Below are 16,445 nucleotides of genomic sequence, written 5' to 3' on the forward strand. Positions count from 1 at the left end.
TTTTCTGACATCAGTTTATGAAATGAAACTGATGTTTTTTTATTTTCTTCAGGGAACTTGCTGTCTGCAGGGGCATAGAGAGGGGAAGGGAGGCAGACATGGAAGAAAGACTGCAGGACCTATTGAGAATTGCCCTTGCCTATCAGGTGACAGATATTCATTTTTCTCTGCTGAGCCAGAAGGAAGAAGTGGCAATTGAAATGCGCGTGCATGGCAGAATGGAACAGCTGCAACCACAGGAAGAGGATCTGCGCCTGTTTCATTATGTAATGTACCGGGCCAATCTTGATCTATCCCGGATTTCCGTGCCCCAGACTGGATCGTTTGAAGAAGAGGTAGATGGAACTGTGCTCTCACTGCGCTTTGCCCTGGTGACAAGCTATCGGCTGACCAGCGGTGTATTGCGCATATTGAACCATTCCTATGGCCTGAAAATTGATGATCTGACCCGTGACAGACAGGCACAGGCCTTTCTGCATGACATTCTCAATCACCGCACCGGCTTGTTTGTACTGTCAGGGCCAACCGGATCCGGCAAGACAACCTCACTGTATACACTGCTCAACAGTGTTTCCGGAAGAAAAATCTATACCCTGGAAGATCCTGTGGAAGTCATCAATCCTTCCTATGTGCAGCTGCAGATCAATGACAAACAGCACATGTCCTATGCCGAGGGTATCAAGCAGCTGATGCGCCATGATCCCGATATCATCATGATCGGTGAGATCCGTGACAGTGAAGCAGCCATCATGGCAGTACGGTGTGCTTTGACCGGCCATCTTGTATTAACCTCACTTCATGCCTCAAGCTGTTCATCTGCCATCCTGCGTTTATTGGATCTTGGCGTCAAGGATTATCAGCTGAAGGATGTACTTGGCGGCATTTCCAACCAGCGGCTGTATCCATGCAGAGACGGCATGACGGGCATTTATGAAATCATGGATCGAAAGGAGGTGGATTACTGGTTTGCCAACAAAGAAACAAGTGAAGACTTCATCCCGCTGTCTGCCAAGGCATCCTTTGCGGCCGCCAATGGCATTATTGTCAAAATGGCAGCAGCGGCGGATTTCTCTTTCTGAGCAGGATGTCAAAGCAATTGCCGTATTGATGGACAGCGGCTTTTCTCTGGAAGAAACCATGCATATTCTGCAGACACCTGCAAACCGGCCATGCTTTGATGCTATCCGTGCCCATCTGGACAACGGCAGGCTGGCTGAAGATTTTCTCGGGCAGTATCTGCCTGCCGGATATCGGAGTTTTCTGCGGGATTTCCTGCGCTATCTTCCGTTTCTGGACAGCCTGCAGCTGGCTATCGCCATCATGACCCAGGAGAAGGAACATCTTGCCATCATTGAAAAAGGACTGCTGTATCCGTGCCTGTTAATGGCAGGCATGGCCGGCGGGATCTTCCTGTTTGAACAAACAGTCCTGCCAACCATGCTCAATATGGTCATGGCAGCCAATGTCCCTGTGGGCAATGTACCCATGCTGGCAAATCTGATGGCATGGTCTGCCAGAGGCTTGTCTATCGGGACTGTTCTGTGTGCCATTCTGGTCTGGCTGTGTACAAGAAAGGCAAATATTGTTAAAGCCTATCAGTTTGCGGCCCTTCATTTTCCCAACAGCCTGCCTGTGCAGCTTGTCTCGGCACAATTTACCCGTTTCTTTCAGGAATGTGTGCGCCGCCAGATCAGCACCAGACAGTCTCTTGAAATCCTTTCTAAGATGCAGGAGAGACCTCTGATCGCCTTTCTGGCAAATGAACTGGACCATTCGTTTCAGCAGGGAGAATCACTGAGCAGGGCCGTTGTTTCACCCTATCTGGAAAATGCCCTGGCAGCCTTTTTCCAGACTGCCATCTATGCCGAAGATACATCCGGTATTCTGGCCGGCTATCTGGAAATGAGCCTGATGCGCACCAGGCACCAGATTGAACATTTCACCCATGGTGTACAGGCAGTCTGCTATCTGGCAATCGGGCTTGTCATCATCTTTGTCTACCGTATCTTACTGATGCCAATGGCTATGATGCAGCAGATTGGCATCTGAAAGGGGAGAACATGAAAAAGAACAATCACAAAGGATTTACATTGCTGGAGATGACCGTTGTCATCGTCATTATTTCCGTTTTGTTTCTGTTAACCGTACCTAATATCAAAGCCACTCTTGGCATTGTCAATGACAAAGGCTGCCGGGCAATTGAGAAGGTTGCAGATGCGGCCATTCTGGAATACAAAATGAAATATGACCAGTATCCCGGCAGCGTATCTGATCTTGTCTCGGCAGGGCTGTTAAGTGAAAATCAGACAACCTGTGATCATAATGAAAAGACTCTGACCATCTATGACGGCACAGCACACATTGAATAAACATGGCTTTACACTGCTGGAGATGATGATTGTCATTCTGTGTCTTGGCGTATTTGCAATCATGAGTCTTCCCATGATTTCTGAAGAAGAAATTGTCCAGCGCTTTCTGTGGCCGGGCGGCTATCTGCAGATGCAGGCAAGGGCGATGGCTCTGGCAGAGTATCAGGAATATGCGGATCCATCCGGAAATCTCCCCATGATTTTCTTTAATGAGAAAGGAAACGTCAAAAGGGCACAGACTGTATATCCCGGCGGAAAGAAAATCATTATTGAGCTGGGAGGAGGACGCCTTGTTGCACCGTAAGGGATTTTTGCTAAGTGAAGCACTGATGGCAGTATTGATTACCGCGATGCTGTCTCTTGTTGTGTATGGTGCTGTGACCCTGCATACTTCTGGCATAAAGGAGATCCAGCAGAAACGGCAGCAGATGGCAGAACACTTTGAAGATGCACTGGGGCAGATGAAGGGATGTGAGGAAACATGTCAAGCCATGGCTTCGCCTTAAGTGATGTCCTGATCACCATCCTGATCAGTGTGATGCTGCTGCCGGTGGTAACGGCATGCCTTTGGATTCTGCCTCATCTGACTGCATTTGATGAAGGTATCCAGGATGAGATTGCCCTGCAGCAGCTGCGGCGCATCCTGATGCTTTCCTATGATCTGGAATGCCAGGGTGATACATTGACCTTTCAATATCAGGGCAGAGACTGCCAGCTTGTGCTGCGCAATAACCGCATGATCCTGCAGCCGGGCACCCAGATCTTTCTTAACGAGATTGAAAACATGTATTTCAGTCAGGAACAGGAGGCTGTCTATGTGTACTACCAGCGTGAAAGCAGTCTGGAAAAAGCAGCGCTTGCATACCGTGCAGGGTAATGTATCCGTTTATTTTCTGAGTGTTTTTCTGCTGGTAAGCACAATCATCTCTGCTTTTGCCACATTGATGCAGCAGCGCTTTGCTGCCATCCTTTCACTGGAAACAGCACAGAAATATCAGATTGCGGAAATGGAAGTGATTCAGGCATTGAAATGTGCGCTTTGTACGGGAGCTGTATCCGTTTCTTCCAGTGAAAATACTGTCTACCAGATGGAAATCTCATCCGGTACTGCTTATGTGGAAATTACCTGGCCGGTGCGGGAGACAATGACAGTTGTGTATGATGAACAGAGTGGAAAAGTATTTGATTTTCATGCTGTCAGGCTGGATGCAGAGGCGCAGACAGATGGTTGATTAAGATTCGGGTTTGCGGTTGACAGGCTATGCCATTCAAATAAAATTAAGGTGATTCATCCATCAGGCTGTGTGCCTGATAGACATTTGAACAGCATAAAAACAGAAATGTGCTTTCACAGCACATTTTTGATACAAAGGAGACTACCGTGAAACCATCTCTTCGCTACTATCACAAAAGAACTGCACTGCCTTCTGACCGCTTTCACCACGCCCCTGCTGCCAGACATATTCCTTACCATGCCCCAACAAGAAATACGGTTTCTGTGCTTGTCAAAGATACGCTGCATGTGAAGGAACAGGAATCTGCGGCTGATGTACAGCAGCCGCAGGCTTCAAACAGACCGGAAGACTTTGATATTCTGACAGCTCATACAAAACCTGAAAAGAAAGAAAAACTGTCATTCCGGGAAAAAATGGCTGCGCGCCATGCCAGGATTGAACAGTCGCGTGATGCCGAGGTGAGTGCGATTGTCAGAAGACATAAATATTCCTTCTCAGAGCTGCTTCTGCATCCATATGCCTGCATGGAGAATGAAGCCTATGAAGAGATCCCATCGCCGTTTCTTGCCAGCCTTGGCCGGATGATCATCAAGTGGCTGATTGCCTCTGCTTTCCTTGCCATTGGCTTCAAGAAAATTGTGGATACACAGAATTTCAGCTATCTGCGGCTGAACTTTACGCATACTGCCGAGATTGCCTTCCGGCTGCTGGTCATCTTTGTGCTTGCGGAAAGCGTTGGCTATCTGCTGAATGTATTCGTGTCCATTTTCCGTCATGAAAAGATTACGGTGACACGGATCTTTGCGATTGGGACGATGGGCTGGCTGTCAGAAACTTTTGCCTTTTTCGTGGCTGGCCTGATTTCTTTGAAGAATCCGGAAGTCGGCATCATCATCATGATCGGTGTTGTTCTGTATGGCATTTTCCTCAAGAACCATGTCATTGCCGAAAGCACAAGTGCAAGGGTGGAGGCACAATCTATTGTGACGACTGTATGCATGATGATTGCCCTGTATATGATTTACAAATGGTTTGGCGCAGCAGAGCATTCTCTGATTGAGCTGCTGCTGGAAATCTACGCCTGAGATACATCTGTTGCATTCATCCTATATCATGTTATACTGTAATCGATAAAACTCAGGGCAGGGTGAAATTCCTGACCGGCGGTAAACCCCGCGACTTCCTGCTGAGGCAGGAACCGAATCGGTGCAATTCCGATGGCGACAGTAAAGTCTGGATGAAAGAGTGAAACATCTTTTATAGGTATACCCGGAGGTTTTTATCTGAAAGACCCCCGTTTTTTAATGGGGAAGAGGAGGAAAACCATGTCTGTATCCAAAACAAGTATCACTGAAAAAACTTCTGCACGGTCTGTTCTGACCACAAAGAACATTGCAAAGATTGCCATTCTTGGTGCCATTGCAACGATTCTCATGCTGTTTGAATTCCCGCTGCCATTTGCCCCATCTTTCTACAAGTTTGATTTTTCTGAGATTGCCGTTCTGCTGGGTGCTTTTGCGATGGGACCGATGGCAGGTGTCTTGATTGAAGCACTGAAGATTGTGCTGAATCTGCTGTTTAACGGTACCATCACCATGGGTGTCGGTGAGCTTGCCAACTTCCTGATTGGTGTTTCTCTCTGCGTGCCTGCTGCCATCATTTACAAGCGCCACAAGACAAAGAAGACAGCTATTATTGGTATGATTGTTGGCACAGTATGCATGGCCATTGCCGGTGCTGTTCTGAACTATCTTGTTCTGATCCCTGCTTATGTTACACTTGCCAACTTCCCGCTGGATGCCATCCTGCAGATGGGAGCTGCCGTCAATCCTGCCATCAACAGCCTTGGCACACTGATCATCTTCAGTGTCGTACCGTTCAACCTGCTCAAGGGTGCTGTGATCAGTGTGATTACCGGTGTGCTCTACAAGCATGTTTCACCATTGCTGCACCGTTGAGAAAACTTCACGTACAAGAAACTGCGGTCTATTTCAAAGACCGCTTTTTTTATGGGAAAGTCAGGCAGATCCGGTCTGATCATGCCGCAATCACGGCAGGGGTCTATGCTATAATGGTTAGCGGTGTAATTTGTGGAGAAAGTATATGGCAAAATTATCACGGACAGAAAAATATAAAGATCTGCGGGAAAGTCTGCAGAATGATGTGGGACAGGATATTGCAACAAAGGATCTTCATCGTTTTCAGGACCGCCTGAACCAGATTGACAGCAATAATTTTGCCCCGCCTTCGGATGTGCCGGATACAGCCAATGACCATGATCCGATTCATGTCAGAAGAGCTGCCTACCAGAGTCCAAGGGCAGATGAAAGCAGTGTGCAGAGACAGCCGGATCCGCAGGATAGCTTGAATTTTGAGCATGATGATGCCCAGGATGAAGAGCCTGCCTTTGCCAATGACTACCTGGACCGCTATATCAATGAGGTCAAGCAGTATAACATTGCCCAGGGCAATGCGGTATCAGAAAATACAGAAGTCAATATTCTGGACCGTCTGAAGAAAGAACAGCCGGAACCTGCCCCGGACCGTCCTTACCGGGAGCGTGAGACTTCACGGAATGCCAGAAGAACAACACAGGTGCCATTCATTAATCAGAATGTGACGCCGAATGCTTACCGCGCTGAGGATGATGATACACCGAGTGCGCCAGATAATGCCCGTGATATTGCCTCCACGGTCAGAGGACTCGTGGATGATGATACACCATCCCCAAAACAGCCTGCCCGTACCAAAGCAGCGTCCTATCAGCAGCAGGAACAGGTGAATACGGATGAAGTGCCGGATCTTGATCAGGATGGTCATCATGTCATGAGTACCGGTGAGTTCAACCGCCGCATGGAACTGGAACGCACAACCCGCCAGCAGCTGCTGAATGAAACAACCCAGATGCGCGCCCAGCTGGATGACTATGAAGACAACCTGTCTGAAGTCTCTGACAAGATGCGCCATACCAACCAGATTCTCAATATTGTACTGGTGGTTTTGATCATTGCTTTGATCATTGTGCTGCTCATTGTGATCTATTGGATCTTCCTGAGCAGGAAAGGAGCATAAACATGGAAAAAATCAATATTGCCATCGATGGTCCCAGTGCCGCCGGCAAGAGTACCATTGCCAATACACTTGCTGCAAAACTGCACTATGTCCATCTGGATACAGGTGCAATGTACCGCTGCACTGCCTGCAAAGCCCTGCAGCAGCACCTCGATCTGGATGATGAAACCCAGATCGCAGATATGCTTGCCCATACCGAGATTGTTCTGACACCGGAAGGAAGGGTATTCCTGGATGGTAAGGATGTCAGTGAAGAAATCCGCCATGAGGAAATCTCTCTGGCTGCCAGCCGGATCTCCAAGCTGAAACGAGTCCGCCAGGATCTGGTCAAACGCCAGCAGGCAATGGCCGCAGCCAAAGGCTTCATCATGGATGGCAGAGATATTGGCACTGTGGTGCTGCCAGATGCCGAAGTCAAAGTATTTCTGACTGCAAGTCCGCTGGCCAGAGCACGCCGGCGCTATCTGCAGGATAAGGAAAAGGGACTGCAGGTAGAAAGCGTGGAGCAGATTGCTTCTGAAATCGCAGAGCGTGACAAACAGGATATGACCCGCAAAGAATCACCGCTTGTTAAAGCAGCAGATGCTGTTGAGATTGACACATCTGATCTGTCCTTTGATGAAAGTGCAGATGCGGTATACCGCCTTGTGGAAGCATATTTTGCAAAGGAGAAGCAGGCATGAGCGGTGTCATTGCAATTGTCGGAAGGCCGAATGTCGGTAAGTCAACCATCTTCAATAGGATTGCCGGCACCAGAGTATCCATTGTGGAGGATTTTCCTGGTGTTACCAGAGACAGAATCTATGCCACAGGTGACTGGACCGGCCATCATTTCCAGCTGATTGATACCGGCGGCATCCAGATGGAAGACCAGCCGTATCAGACGGAAATCCGTGCCCAGGTGCAGATTGCCATTGAAGAAGCAGATGTGATCATAATGGTCACGGATGGCAAGCATGGCATTACCGATGATGACCGCTATATTGCCGGTATCCTGCAGCGCAGCCACAAGCCGGTTGTACTGGCTGTCAACCAGATCGATGATGAATCCCGCCTGCTCAATATCTATGAATTCTATGAACTCGGCCTTGGTGATCCAATTGCTGTATCCGGTGTGCATGGTATTGGCATCGGTGATCTGCTGGATGCCTGCATGGCCAAGATGCCTCCTGAGAAGGAAAAGGAAGATCTGCCTGGCATCCGGATTGCCGTCATCGGACAGCCGAATGTCGGCAAATCATCCCTGGTTAACCGTCTGCTGCATCAGGAACGCTCCATTGTTTCCAATGTACAGGGCACAACCCGTGATGCCGTTGACACCCCGTTTGTCTTTGATGGCAAACCATATGTGATTGTGGATACAGCCGGTATCCGCAAACGCGGCAAGGTCTGGGAATCCGTTGAGAAATACAGTGTCATGCGTGCGATGAAAGCCATTGAAAACTGTGATGTTGCACTGTTTCTCATCGATGGGGAAGCAGGCATCCGTGAACAGGATAAACACGTGGCAGGCTATGCCAGTGAAGCCGGCAAGCCGGTCATTATCGTCGTCAATAAGTGGGATGCCGTCGAAAAAGATGATAAATCCATGAAAGCCTTCACGGATAAAGTACGCAAGGAATTTGTCTATCTGTCCTATGCACCGATCATCTTTGTCTCTGCAAAGACCGGTCAGCGCACAAACCAGATCATTCCGATTGTGGATCACGTCTATGAAAATGCCAACCGGCGTATTGCCACCAATGTCCTCAATCAGGTCATTGCCGATACCCAGGTAACCAATCCGGCTCCGGCCCGCAATGGCAAGCGTTTCCGTATCTACTATGCCACCCAGGTCGCTGCGGCACCGCCAACCTTTGTGCTCAGCTGCAACGATCCTAAACTCATGCACTTTACATACCAGAGATTCCTGGAGAATGCGCTGCGCCAGGCCTTTGATCTGGAAGGGACACCGATCCGGATCATTGCCAGAAAGAAGGTCAGTGAATGAAAGCCGCAGTGCTTGGTACAGGCAGCTGGGGTACTGCTCTGGCTCAGGTACTGGCAGACAATGGCAATGAAACTGTCCTGTGGGGCAGAAATCCTGCGGAAGTGCATGATATCAATGAAAATCATCACAATACCAAAGCCTTTCCGGATCTTCTCAATGAACATCTGAAGGCCAGTACAGATATGCACTGCATCCAGCAGGCAGACCTTCTGGTTGCCGCAGTGCCGACCGGTGCCATTGAAGCCGTATTGAACCAGGCCATTGCATGCCTGGATCATCCGGTGATCATCATCAATGTTGCCAAGGGATTCCATCCGGTTACCCATGAGCGCATGAGCGTCTTTATCCGCCGCATCATGCCTGCACAGTATACAACGGCCATCGTATCTCTGATTGGGCCAAGTCATGCTGAGGAAGTGATTCAGCGTAAGCTGACAGCCATTAATGCAGTCAGCGAAGATGAAGAAGCAGCCAGAAAGATTCAACAGCTTTTCTCCAATGATTATTTCCGGGTATACCGCAATACAGATGTCATTGGCACCGAAATTGGTGCTGCCTTGAAGAACATCATGGCTATTGCCTCTGGTATTCTGGAAGGCATCGGGCAGGGCGACAATGCAAGGGCAGCCCTGATGACAAGAGGTCTGGCAGAAATGGAACGCTATGGTGTTGCCTTTGGCGCTCATCCGGAAACTTTCCTTGGTCTGGATGGGGTAGGAGATCTGATTGTTACCTGTACCTCAAGACTTTCCCGCAACTTCATGGCAGGCTATCAGATCGGCACAGAAAACAGTGCCGATCACTTCATGAAGACCAATACCAAAACAGTGGAAGGCCTGTCTGCCTGCCGCATTGTCTATGAAGAGGCAAAAAGCAGACACATTGATATGCCCATCACAGCTGCCGTTTATCATGTCCTGTATGAGCACGGCATCCCGGATCAGGAGATCACCGCATTGATGCACAGAGATCTCAAATCCGAAGAACAAAGATAAGATGAAAAGTGGAAGATGATACGTCTTCCATTTTTTTTGCAAACAAAAAGAAGCAGATTTCTCTGCTTCCATGATCAATCAGATTACTGACCGCTGCCGGCATTGGCATCCTGACCGGAATTGTCATTTGTATTGCCGCCTGCATTTCCGCTATTGCCTGGATTGGTATTGTCACCTGTATTGCCGCCGGTATTATCACCGCCGGAATTATCGGTGCTGTTGCCGCCATTGTTATTGCTGGTGTTATTGTCGGTGGTATTGCCGGCATTGCTGTTATCCGCCGCATTGCCGTTATTGGCATTGGCATTATTGTTTGTCTGACTGTTTGTCTGATTCTGATTGTTTGTCGTCTGCGAATTGCTCGTATCCGTCGTTTCCTCTGTCTCAGTGGAAGGGGTAGCCGTTGGTTCCGCAGTTGCTGTACTGCTGGATCCTTTGATGTATCCCTTGGCAGTGATGCGGTAGGAATCACTCATACTGTCAACCTGCGGTGTATTGGCAAGACCGGTATTGGATACGATGGACTTCACGGTTGTACCGCTTGTCTTGCCAACATTCACATGCGGCCAGGTATCCTTGACATAGGAAACTTCCGTCAGATCATCTGGCTTCTGTACTGCCGACATGGCATCATCGGTAATCGAAGCTTCCAGATCAATCAGCTGACTGTTGATGTTGCCAGGAATATTCAAAGCCAGCTTCCACTGGGCAAGGTAAGTATTTTCACCAGCCACAGCCTGATCATAGCCCATCCATACCGCATTGGTGTATTTGCCATTGGAGGCAATCATCCATTCATCCTTGGCAACACCGCTTGGAATACCATACTGTGCACCAGAAGAATCCCAGTCGGTTGTGCCGGTCTTTGCATATACCGGCCAGCTGCGCTTGAGGATAGACATATACGTACCATACTTGGTCTGGGTGACGTCGTTTGCCAGCAGCTGGGTTACAAGATAGGCACTGCCGCTCGATAATACACGCTGATTCTGTCCTTCCGGATAATACGTATCATTGTTGGTCATTACAATACGGGTGATCGTATGCGGCTTGTTATAGACACCAAGATTCATCAGCATCGCATGGGCACCGCACATCTGTTCCACTGTTGCCGTAAAGTCGTTGGCACCAATGGCAATAGACAGATGATAATTATCTGTTGTCATACTGTCATAGCCGATTGCCTGCATATAGGAGATGACCTGTTCCTTGCCGATCTTGTCAGTGACAAGGCCAAGCGTCATGATTGCCGGAATGTTACGGGAATCTGCCAGGGCATCCTTGATGGAAATCACACCGCGGTATTTGCCGTCATAGTCCGAAATGATTCTGTTTTCATTCGGATAGGAATACTTCATATCAATGACATCTTCATCCAGAGAGAAGCCAAGATATTCAAAGGCCAGCGCATAAGGGATGACCGGCTTGGCTGTGGAGCCAGGCTGCTTGTACATATCCGTTGCCCGGTTGAGCAGGCGGGTTCCGCCGCTGGCTGTATAGTTGCGGCCGCCGCCAATGCCCACAATCTCACCAGACGTATGATCAATCGTCATGATTGCCGTCTGCATCAGATCATCCGCATATGAAATCGAATTGCCTGCTTCAATGTCAATAATCTTATCCTGAATATCCGGATTCATGGCCGTATAGATGTCCATGCCCTTGGATACCGGATCATAGCCTGTCATTTGCACGGCTTCCTCCAGGGCAACATCGATGTATTCCTGATACTTCGTGTTGGATTCCTTGATATCGGCATATTCACCAACCAGCTCATCCTCCACTTTGATGGACGTTGCCAGCTTGTATTCTTCTTCGGTGATATAGCCATGGTACAGCATCATGTACAGCACCTGGTCACGCCGCTGTGTTGCATAATCCAGATGGGCATACGGATTGTAATAGTTTGGCAGGTTGACAATGCCAGCCAGCAGGGCAGACTCCGAAAGATTCAGCTGCCAGACATCCTTACCGAAGTAATAGCGCGCTGCCATCTCACAGCCGCGGATATTATTGCCGAAGTTCAGACGGTTGACATACAGTTCGAAGATTGTTTTCTTATCAAGCTTCTGTTCCAGCTGCAGTGACAGCATGATCTGCTGAATCTTGTACTTGATGCCTTTGCCGGCTGAATAGCTTGTGCTGGCATCGCCGTTATCTACGGAGAAGTAGCTGTTCTTCACCAGCTGCATGGTAAAGGTGGAACCACCCTGACCAGTCAGATCACCAGAAAGCACATTGTGAATGGCACTGGAAGTAAAACGCGGGATATCGAAGCCATTGTGCTCAAAGAAGCGGGAGTCTTCAATAGAAAGGAACGCATCCACCAGAGATTCCGGCATCTTGTCATAGCTGACATTTTCACGGAAATAGGTGCCAAGCTCAATGAGCAGATTGCCATTGGCATCATAGACACGGCTGCTTTCATCGCCGACAAAGTCATTGATATCCAGCGTTGGCATATCGCGGGTCATATACTGCACAACAGCAGCACCCGTGACGCCGATCGCCACGTAGATGGCAAGAATCACACAGAATACAGCGGTCCATACCCGCATCCGTTTCTGCCGCCGCATATATTTGCGCTTACTGGCAGAACCCGGTGTATCCATCATGTCATCCGGTCCGGCTGCCATGTTTCTTTTCTTCCTGTTTCTTGTCAACATATCCAATAACCTCTTCTTTGACCGCTCTATTCTATCATGATTTTTTTACTGCAAGGCAAAATGGCATATACCTTAAGAGAAAAGAAGGAGACCAAGACGAAAAAAGACAGTCTTTACACTGTCTTGAAATACTGAATGCAGATACAATCAGCACCTGTATGGGCCGCCACCGGATTGACAAGCTCGGTCACCTGAATATCAACGCCAGGGAACTCTTCCACAAAGCGGTGGTAGAGATCCATCGCTGCATCCACAGCACCGGCATGGGCAATAAACATCTTCCAGCCTTCCCCCGGATTGTCCTTGTGAATATCCTCGATCACTTTTGCAACAGCCTTGCGGTATGTACGCACATTGGCAACACTGTCAATGCGTCCGGAAGTACTCTTGTTAATCTTCAGAATCGGCACAATCTTCAGCAGCTTGGCAAAACCTGCCGCCATTGGTGTCAGCCGGCCGCCCCTTACAAGCGCATCCAGAGAACGCGGCATAATCAGCGTATTGCAGGAATCAATCACTGTATCCACCGCCAGCTTGATCTCCAGATCACTTTTTCCTTCTTCATACATTGCCTTGATCCGCTTGATCAGATAATACTGCACTTCACTTGTCACATACGTATCAATACAGATGATGCGCATATCCAGATCCCGGGCAATGGCTGTCATTGTAGAAATGGTGCCGGAAAGACCATTGCAGATGGGAACTGCCACAATCAGATCCGTGCCCTGATTCTTAAGATCCTGGAAGCACTCTTCAATCAGGCCGGGATTCGGCTGAGAAGTCTTTAATACATGGCCATGTTCCACCAGATCCAGACAGGCATTGCGGTCCAGTGTCTCCATATCCTGATAGGTTGTCGAGCCATCCATGATCTGCAGGGGAATACTGATGATGCCATCTGCAGCCAGCTCCGAGATTGTCCGTCCCGTACCGCTGTCAGTCACATATGCTATTTTCATGTGCTTTACCTCTGCCCATATTTTAGTCTTTGCATGCTGGAAAGTAAATTACCCATAAATAGGGATATAATAATTGCAGTTATGACAGTCCATCTTCATGTGCAGAGCTGCTATTCCCTGTTGGATTCCACCATCCGCATCCGGGAACTTGTCAGCCAGGCAAAATCCATGGGATACAAAGCTGTGGCACTCAGCGACCACCGGGTCATGAGCGGCATGGCTGCTTTTCTGCATGCATGCAGAGATGCCGGCATCAAACCCATCGCCGGCCTGCAGGCAGACTGCGATTACCATGGCACCACCGTTACGTTCCTTTTGATCTGCGGTGATAACATCGGCTATCAGAACCTGATGCAGCTCTCTTCCCTCCTGTGCACACAGGACGGCCCCTGCACACTGGCACAGCTGCAGCAGGCATGTGCCCACAATACACTGATTGTCTATGGCGAAGGCGGATGGATGGATCACATTCTGCTGTCTGCCAATGAACACCGCAGGGAAATCAATGAAATGCTCGGTGTGCTGCAGGAAGACTTCCCGTCCTTTTATGTTGCTTTGTCCTACCAGGAATCTGCCCTCTGGAACAACAGCAACCGCATCCTGAAAAACATCTGCCGCAGCCGCGGCATCCGTACGGTGGCCCTGAATAAGATCTTCTATCTGCAGGAAGAGGATGTGTATGCCTACCAGGCACTATGTGCCATTGCCGCCCATGGCACCCTGCAGGATCCCGGTCTTTCCCTGCAGAAGGGCAGAAGTTTTCTTTCCCCGCAGCAGATGGAAGCACTGTATGACCAGGATGATCTGGATGCGACGGAAGAAATTGCTGCTATGTGCACGGCTGACTACCGTCTGCCTCCTGCCGGTCTGCCTGCGTTTCCCGTCCCAGCAGGCTTTACTTCACGCACGTACCTTGAGCAGCTGTGCAAAGCCGGTCTCCATAAACGCATGCATGGACATGTGACAAAAGAATACGCCGACCGTCTCAAGATGGAGCTTGGCGTCATTGAACACATGCACTTTGAAGACTACTTCCTGATCGTCTATGACTATGTCCGGTTTGGCCGCACGCATGGCATTCTGATCGGACCTGGCAGAGGATCTGCCGCCGGCTCTCTGGTAGCATACTGCCTTGGCATCACCATGGTCGATCCGATCCCATACCATCTGCTGTTCGAGCGTTTCCTCAATCCGGAGCGGGTTTCCATGCCGGATATTGATACTGACTTCATGGACACCAGACGCCAGGAAGTCATTGACTATGTAGCTGAAAAGTACGGACATGACCATGTAGGCAATATTCTCACATTTCAGAATTTCGGTGCCAAGGCAGCCCTGCGCGATACGGCAAGACTGCAGCGCATGAGTCAGAACGACATTGACTTTCTCATACGGCAGATTCCTTCTTCCACTGTTTCTTTGACACTGCAGCAGGCATACGACCAGAAGGCCAGATTCCGCCAGCTTGTAACATCCGAAAAGAAATATGCAGATGTCTATGCCCTTGCAAAGAAGATTGAAGGCCTGCCCAGAAATATGTCTATTCATCCTGCCGGCGTTATTCTTTCAGGCAGAAAGCTGAGCGAGGAAGTACCGCTGATCGATATGGGCAGCGGCCTGTACACATCCCAGTATGAAATGGGCTATCTGCAGGAGCGCGGCCTGATCAAGATGGACCTGCTTTCTCTGCGCAATCTGACAACCATTGACAACATTGTCAAACACATTCAGAAAACAGATCCGGATTTCAGCCTGAAGAAAATGTCACTGGAAGACAGCCGTATTTATGCTTTGTTTGCAAAGGGTGATACCGCCGGTGTCTTTCAGTTTGAATCACAGGATATGAAGCGGCTGTTGCGGCAGATGCAGCCAAAATGCTTTGAGGATATTGTCGCTGCCATTGCTTTGCTGCGGCCTGGTGCCATGGGACATATCAACGAGTACATGGAAAACCGGAAACATCCTGAGAAGATCCAGTATCCATCTCCGGAGCTGAAACCGGTTCTTGCGGATACCTATGGCATTATGCTCTACCAGGAACAGACGATGCTGACAGCCCAGATTGCGGCTGGCTTTACCCCTGGCAGAGCAGATCTTCTGCGCAAGGCAATCTCCAAAAAGAATGCGCATGCCATGGCCGGGATGAAAAATGATTTTCTGCAGGGATGTCTGCATCATGGTTATACCCAGAAAGGGGCAGAGGCGTTGTGGGCAACGATTGAAACATTCGGCGCATATGGCTTTAACAAGTCCCATTCTGTTGCCTATGCTGTGATTTCCTGCCAGATGGCATGGCTGAAAGCTGTCTATCCGCGTCCTTTTTACAGCTGCCTGCTGGACAGTGTGGTCATAGACAGCCGTAAGAGTGCGCTCTACATTGATGAATGCCGCCGCAAAGGCATTGAAATCTATCCGCCATGTATCAACCGTTCAGAGCAAGGATACACGGATGAGGGCAAAGGTCTGCGCATGCCGCTGAACTGTGTCAAAGATGTCGGCAGAAGTGCTGTCAGCATCCTTGATGAAAGAGAAAAGAACGGCCCTTATCAGGATCTGTTTGACTTTACAGCCCGCATGGGTCTGTATCGCATCAACCGGCATATCATTGAAAATCTGATCAATGCCGGTGCCCTGGATCTGTTCAAAGCAAACCGGGCAACACTGCTGGCAAGCATGGAAGCTGCCCAGCGCTATGCCCAGATCGTTCAGATCAACAATGGCGATAACATCAGCCTGAATCTTGGACTTGTCTCAAAGCCGGAACTGGTCCAGACAAAAGAATCACGGCGGGACAGAATTCTGAAAGAAAAGGAAGCGCTTGGCTTTACGCTAGGCAATGATGAAATTCTCTCAGTAAAGAAGTATCTGCATATCCATGATCCTTCCATTGCGGCAATTCTGGACAGCTATGGCCAGACAGTTCAGTCCTTTGGCCAGATTGTCAGTGTCATCCCGAAAACATCCAAATCAGGCCGGGCATACTGCCGTCTGCTTGTTTCCGATGGCATGAGCGATGTGACGATCAATGTATGGCCAAGTGACTACGCACAGCTGAAAGACAGCCTGGCACCGGGGATATATGTGCGTTTTCATGGTAAAATGGGCGACAACGGTGCAGTGCAGGCGGATAAGCTTGCGACCGTGCACAGGGAGTGA

At 49.2% G+C, this 16,445-nt stretch carries 16 protein-coding genes and 1 riboswitch; of the genes, 14 read left to right on the forward strand and 2 right to left on the reverse strand.

Annotated features, from left to right (window positions below; translation table 11 throughout):
- Positions 1–98: 98 nt before the first annotated feature.
- The 13 genes from SOI44_RS02705 (at position 99) to SOI44_RS02765 (ending at position 9,661) form a co-directional block, all read left to right on the forward strand.
- Entirely contained in the window at positions 99–1,079 is a 981-nt protein-coding gene (locus SOI44_RS02705) for an ATPase, T2SS/T4P/T4SS family (protein WP_331347701.1), read from the forward strand.
- A complete protein-coding gene (locus tag SOI44_RS02710; RefSeq protein ID WP_331347702.1) occupies positions 1,033–2,049 on the forward strand; it encodes a hypothetical protein in 1,017 nt (338 codons plus the stop codon). The genes SOI44_RS02705 and SOI44_RS02710 overlap by 47 nt, the downstream gene beginning before the upstream one ends.
- Positions 2,050–2,060: 11 nt before the next feature.
- Entirely contained in the window at positions 2,061–2,369 is a 309-nt protein-coding gene (comGC, locus tag SOI44_RS02715) for a competence type IV pilus major pilin ComGC (RefSeq protein ID WP_331347703.1), read from the forward strand.
- Positions 2,344–2,673, forward strand: a complete 330-nt coding sequence (locus SOI44_RS02720) for a prepilin-type N-terminal cleavage/methylation domain-containing protein (protein ID WP_331347704.1) — start codon at positions 2,344–2,346, stop codon at positions 2,671–2,673. Before comGC ends, SOI44_RS02720 begins: the two co-directional genes overlap by 26 nt.
- Positions 2,663–2,875 carry a hypothetical protein gene (locus SOI44_RS02725; RefSeq protein ID WP_331347705.1) on the forward strand — a complete coding sequence of 71 codons (213 nt, stop codon included), beginning with the start codon at positions 2,663–2,665 and terminating at the stop codon, positions 2,873–2,875. The genes SOI44_RS02720 and SOI44_RS02725 overlap by 11 nt, the downstream gene beginning before the upstream one ends.
- The gene (locus SOI44_RS02730) at positions 2,851–3,246 is read left to right on the forward strand and encodes a hypothetical protein (protein WP_331347706.1); all 396 of its coding nucleotides are present in this window, start codon (positions 2,851–2,853) and stop codon (positions 3,244–3,246) included. The genes SOI44_RS02725 and SOI44_RS02730 overlap by 25 nt, the downstream gene beginning before the upstream one ends.
- A complete protein-coding gene (locus SOI44_RS02735; protein ID WP_331347707.1) occupies positions 3,185–3,601 on the forward strand; it encodes a hypothetical protein in 417 nt (138 codons plus the stop codon). Before SOI44_RS02730 ends, SOI44_RS02735 begins: the two co-directional genes overlap by 62 nt.
- Before the next feature lie 149 nt (positions 3,602–3,750).
- Complete coding sequence (locus SOI44_RS02740; protein WP_331347708.1) at positions 3,751–4,689, forward strand: hypothetical protein; 939 nt, start codon at positions 3,751–3,753, stop codon at positions 4,687–4,689.
- Between the two features lie 44 nt (positions 4,690–4,733).
- Positions 4,734–4,857: riboswitch (FMN riboswitch) on the forward strand.
- Between the two features lie 72 nt (positions 4,858–4,929).
- Positions 4,930–5,562: an ECF transporter S component gene (locus tag SOI44_RS02745; RefSeq protein WP_331347709.1), complete on the forward strand. Its 633-nt coding sequence runs from the start codon at positions 4,930–4,932 to the stop codon at positions 5,560–5,562.
- A 145-nt stretch (positions 5,563–5,707) separates the two neighbouring features.
- Positions 5,708–6,676 (forward strand): hypothetical protein, encoded by a 969-nt coding sequence (locus tag SOI44_RS02750; RefSeq protein ID WP_331347710.1) that lies wholly within the window; start codon positions 5,708–5,710, stop codon positions 6,674–6,676.
- 2 nt (positions 6,677–6,678) lie between these two features.
- Complete coding sequence (gene cmk / locus SOI44_RS02755; protein ID WP_331347711.1) at positions 6,679–7,359, forward strand: (d)CMP kinase; 681 nt, start codon at positions 6,679–6,681, stop codon at positions 7,357–7,359.
- On the forward strand, positions 7,356–8,666 hold the full coding sequence (gene der / locus SOI44_RS02760) for a ribosome biogenesis GTPase Der (protein WP_331347712.1): 1,311 nt from the start codon (positions 7,356–7,358) through the stop codon (positions 8,664–8,666). The genes cmk and der overlap by 4 nt, the downstream gene beginning before the upstream one ends.
- Positions 8,663–9,661 carry an NAD(P)H-dependent glycerol-3-phosphate dehydrogenase gene (locus tag SOI44_RS02765; RefSeq protein ID WP_331347713.1) on the forward strand — a complete coding sequence of 333 codons (999 nt, stop codon included), beginning with the start codon at positions 8,663–8,665 and terminating at the stop codon, positions 9,659–9,661. The genes der and SOI44_RS02765 overlap by 4 nt, the downstream gene beginning before the upstream one ends.
- A gap of 83 nt (positions 9,662–9,744) precedes the next feature.
- On the opposite strand, the gene SOI44_RS02770 is transcribed toward SOI44_RS02765, so the two are convergent.
- Entirely contained in the window at positions 9,745–12,327 is a 2,583-nt protein-coding gene (locus SOI44_RS02770; RefSeq protein ID WP_331347714.1) for a transglycosylase domain-containing protein, read from the reverse strand.
- Positions 12,328–12,440: 113 nt separating this feature from the next.
- Positions 12,441–13,289 (reverse strand): DegV family protein, encoded by an 849-nt coding sequence (locus SOI44_RS02775; protein ID WP_331347715.1) that lies wholly within the window; start codon positions 13,287–13,289, stop codon positions 12,441–12,443.
- Between the two features lie 81 nt (positions 13,290–13,370).
- On the opposite strand from SOI44_RS02775, the gene SOI44_RS02780 reads away from it, so the two are divergent.
- Positions 13,371–16,445, forward strand: a complete 3,075-nt coding sequence (locus SOI44_RS02780; protein ID WP_331347716.1) for a DNA polymerase III subunit alpha — start codon at positions 13,371–13,373, stop codon at positions 16,443–16,445.

It is taken from the genome of Lactimicrobium sp. (genome assembly GCF_036453465.1).
In the GTDB taxonomy this organism is placed as follows: Bacteria; Bacillota_I; Bacilli_A; order Erysipelotrichales; family Erysipelotrichaceae; genus Bulleidia.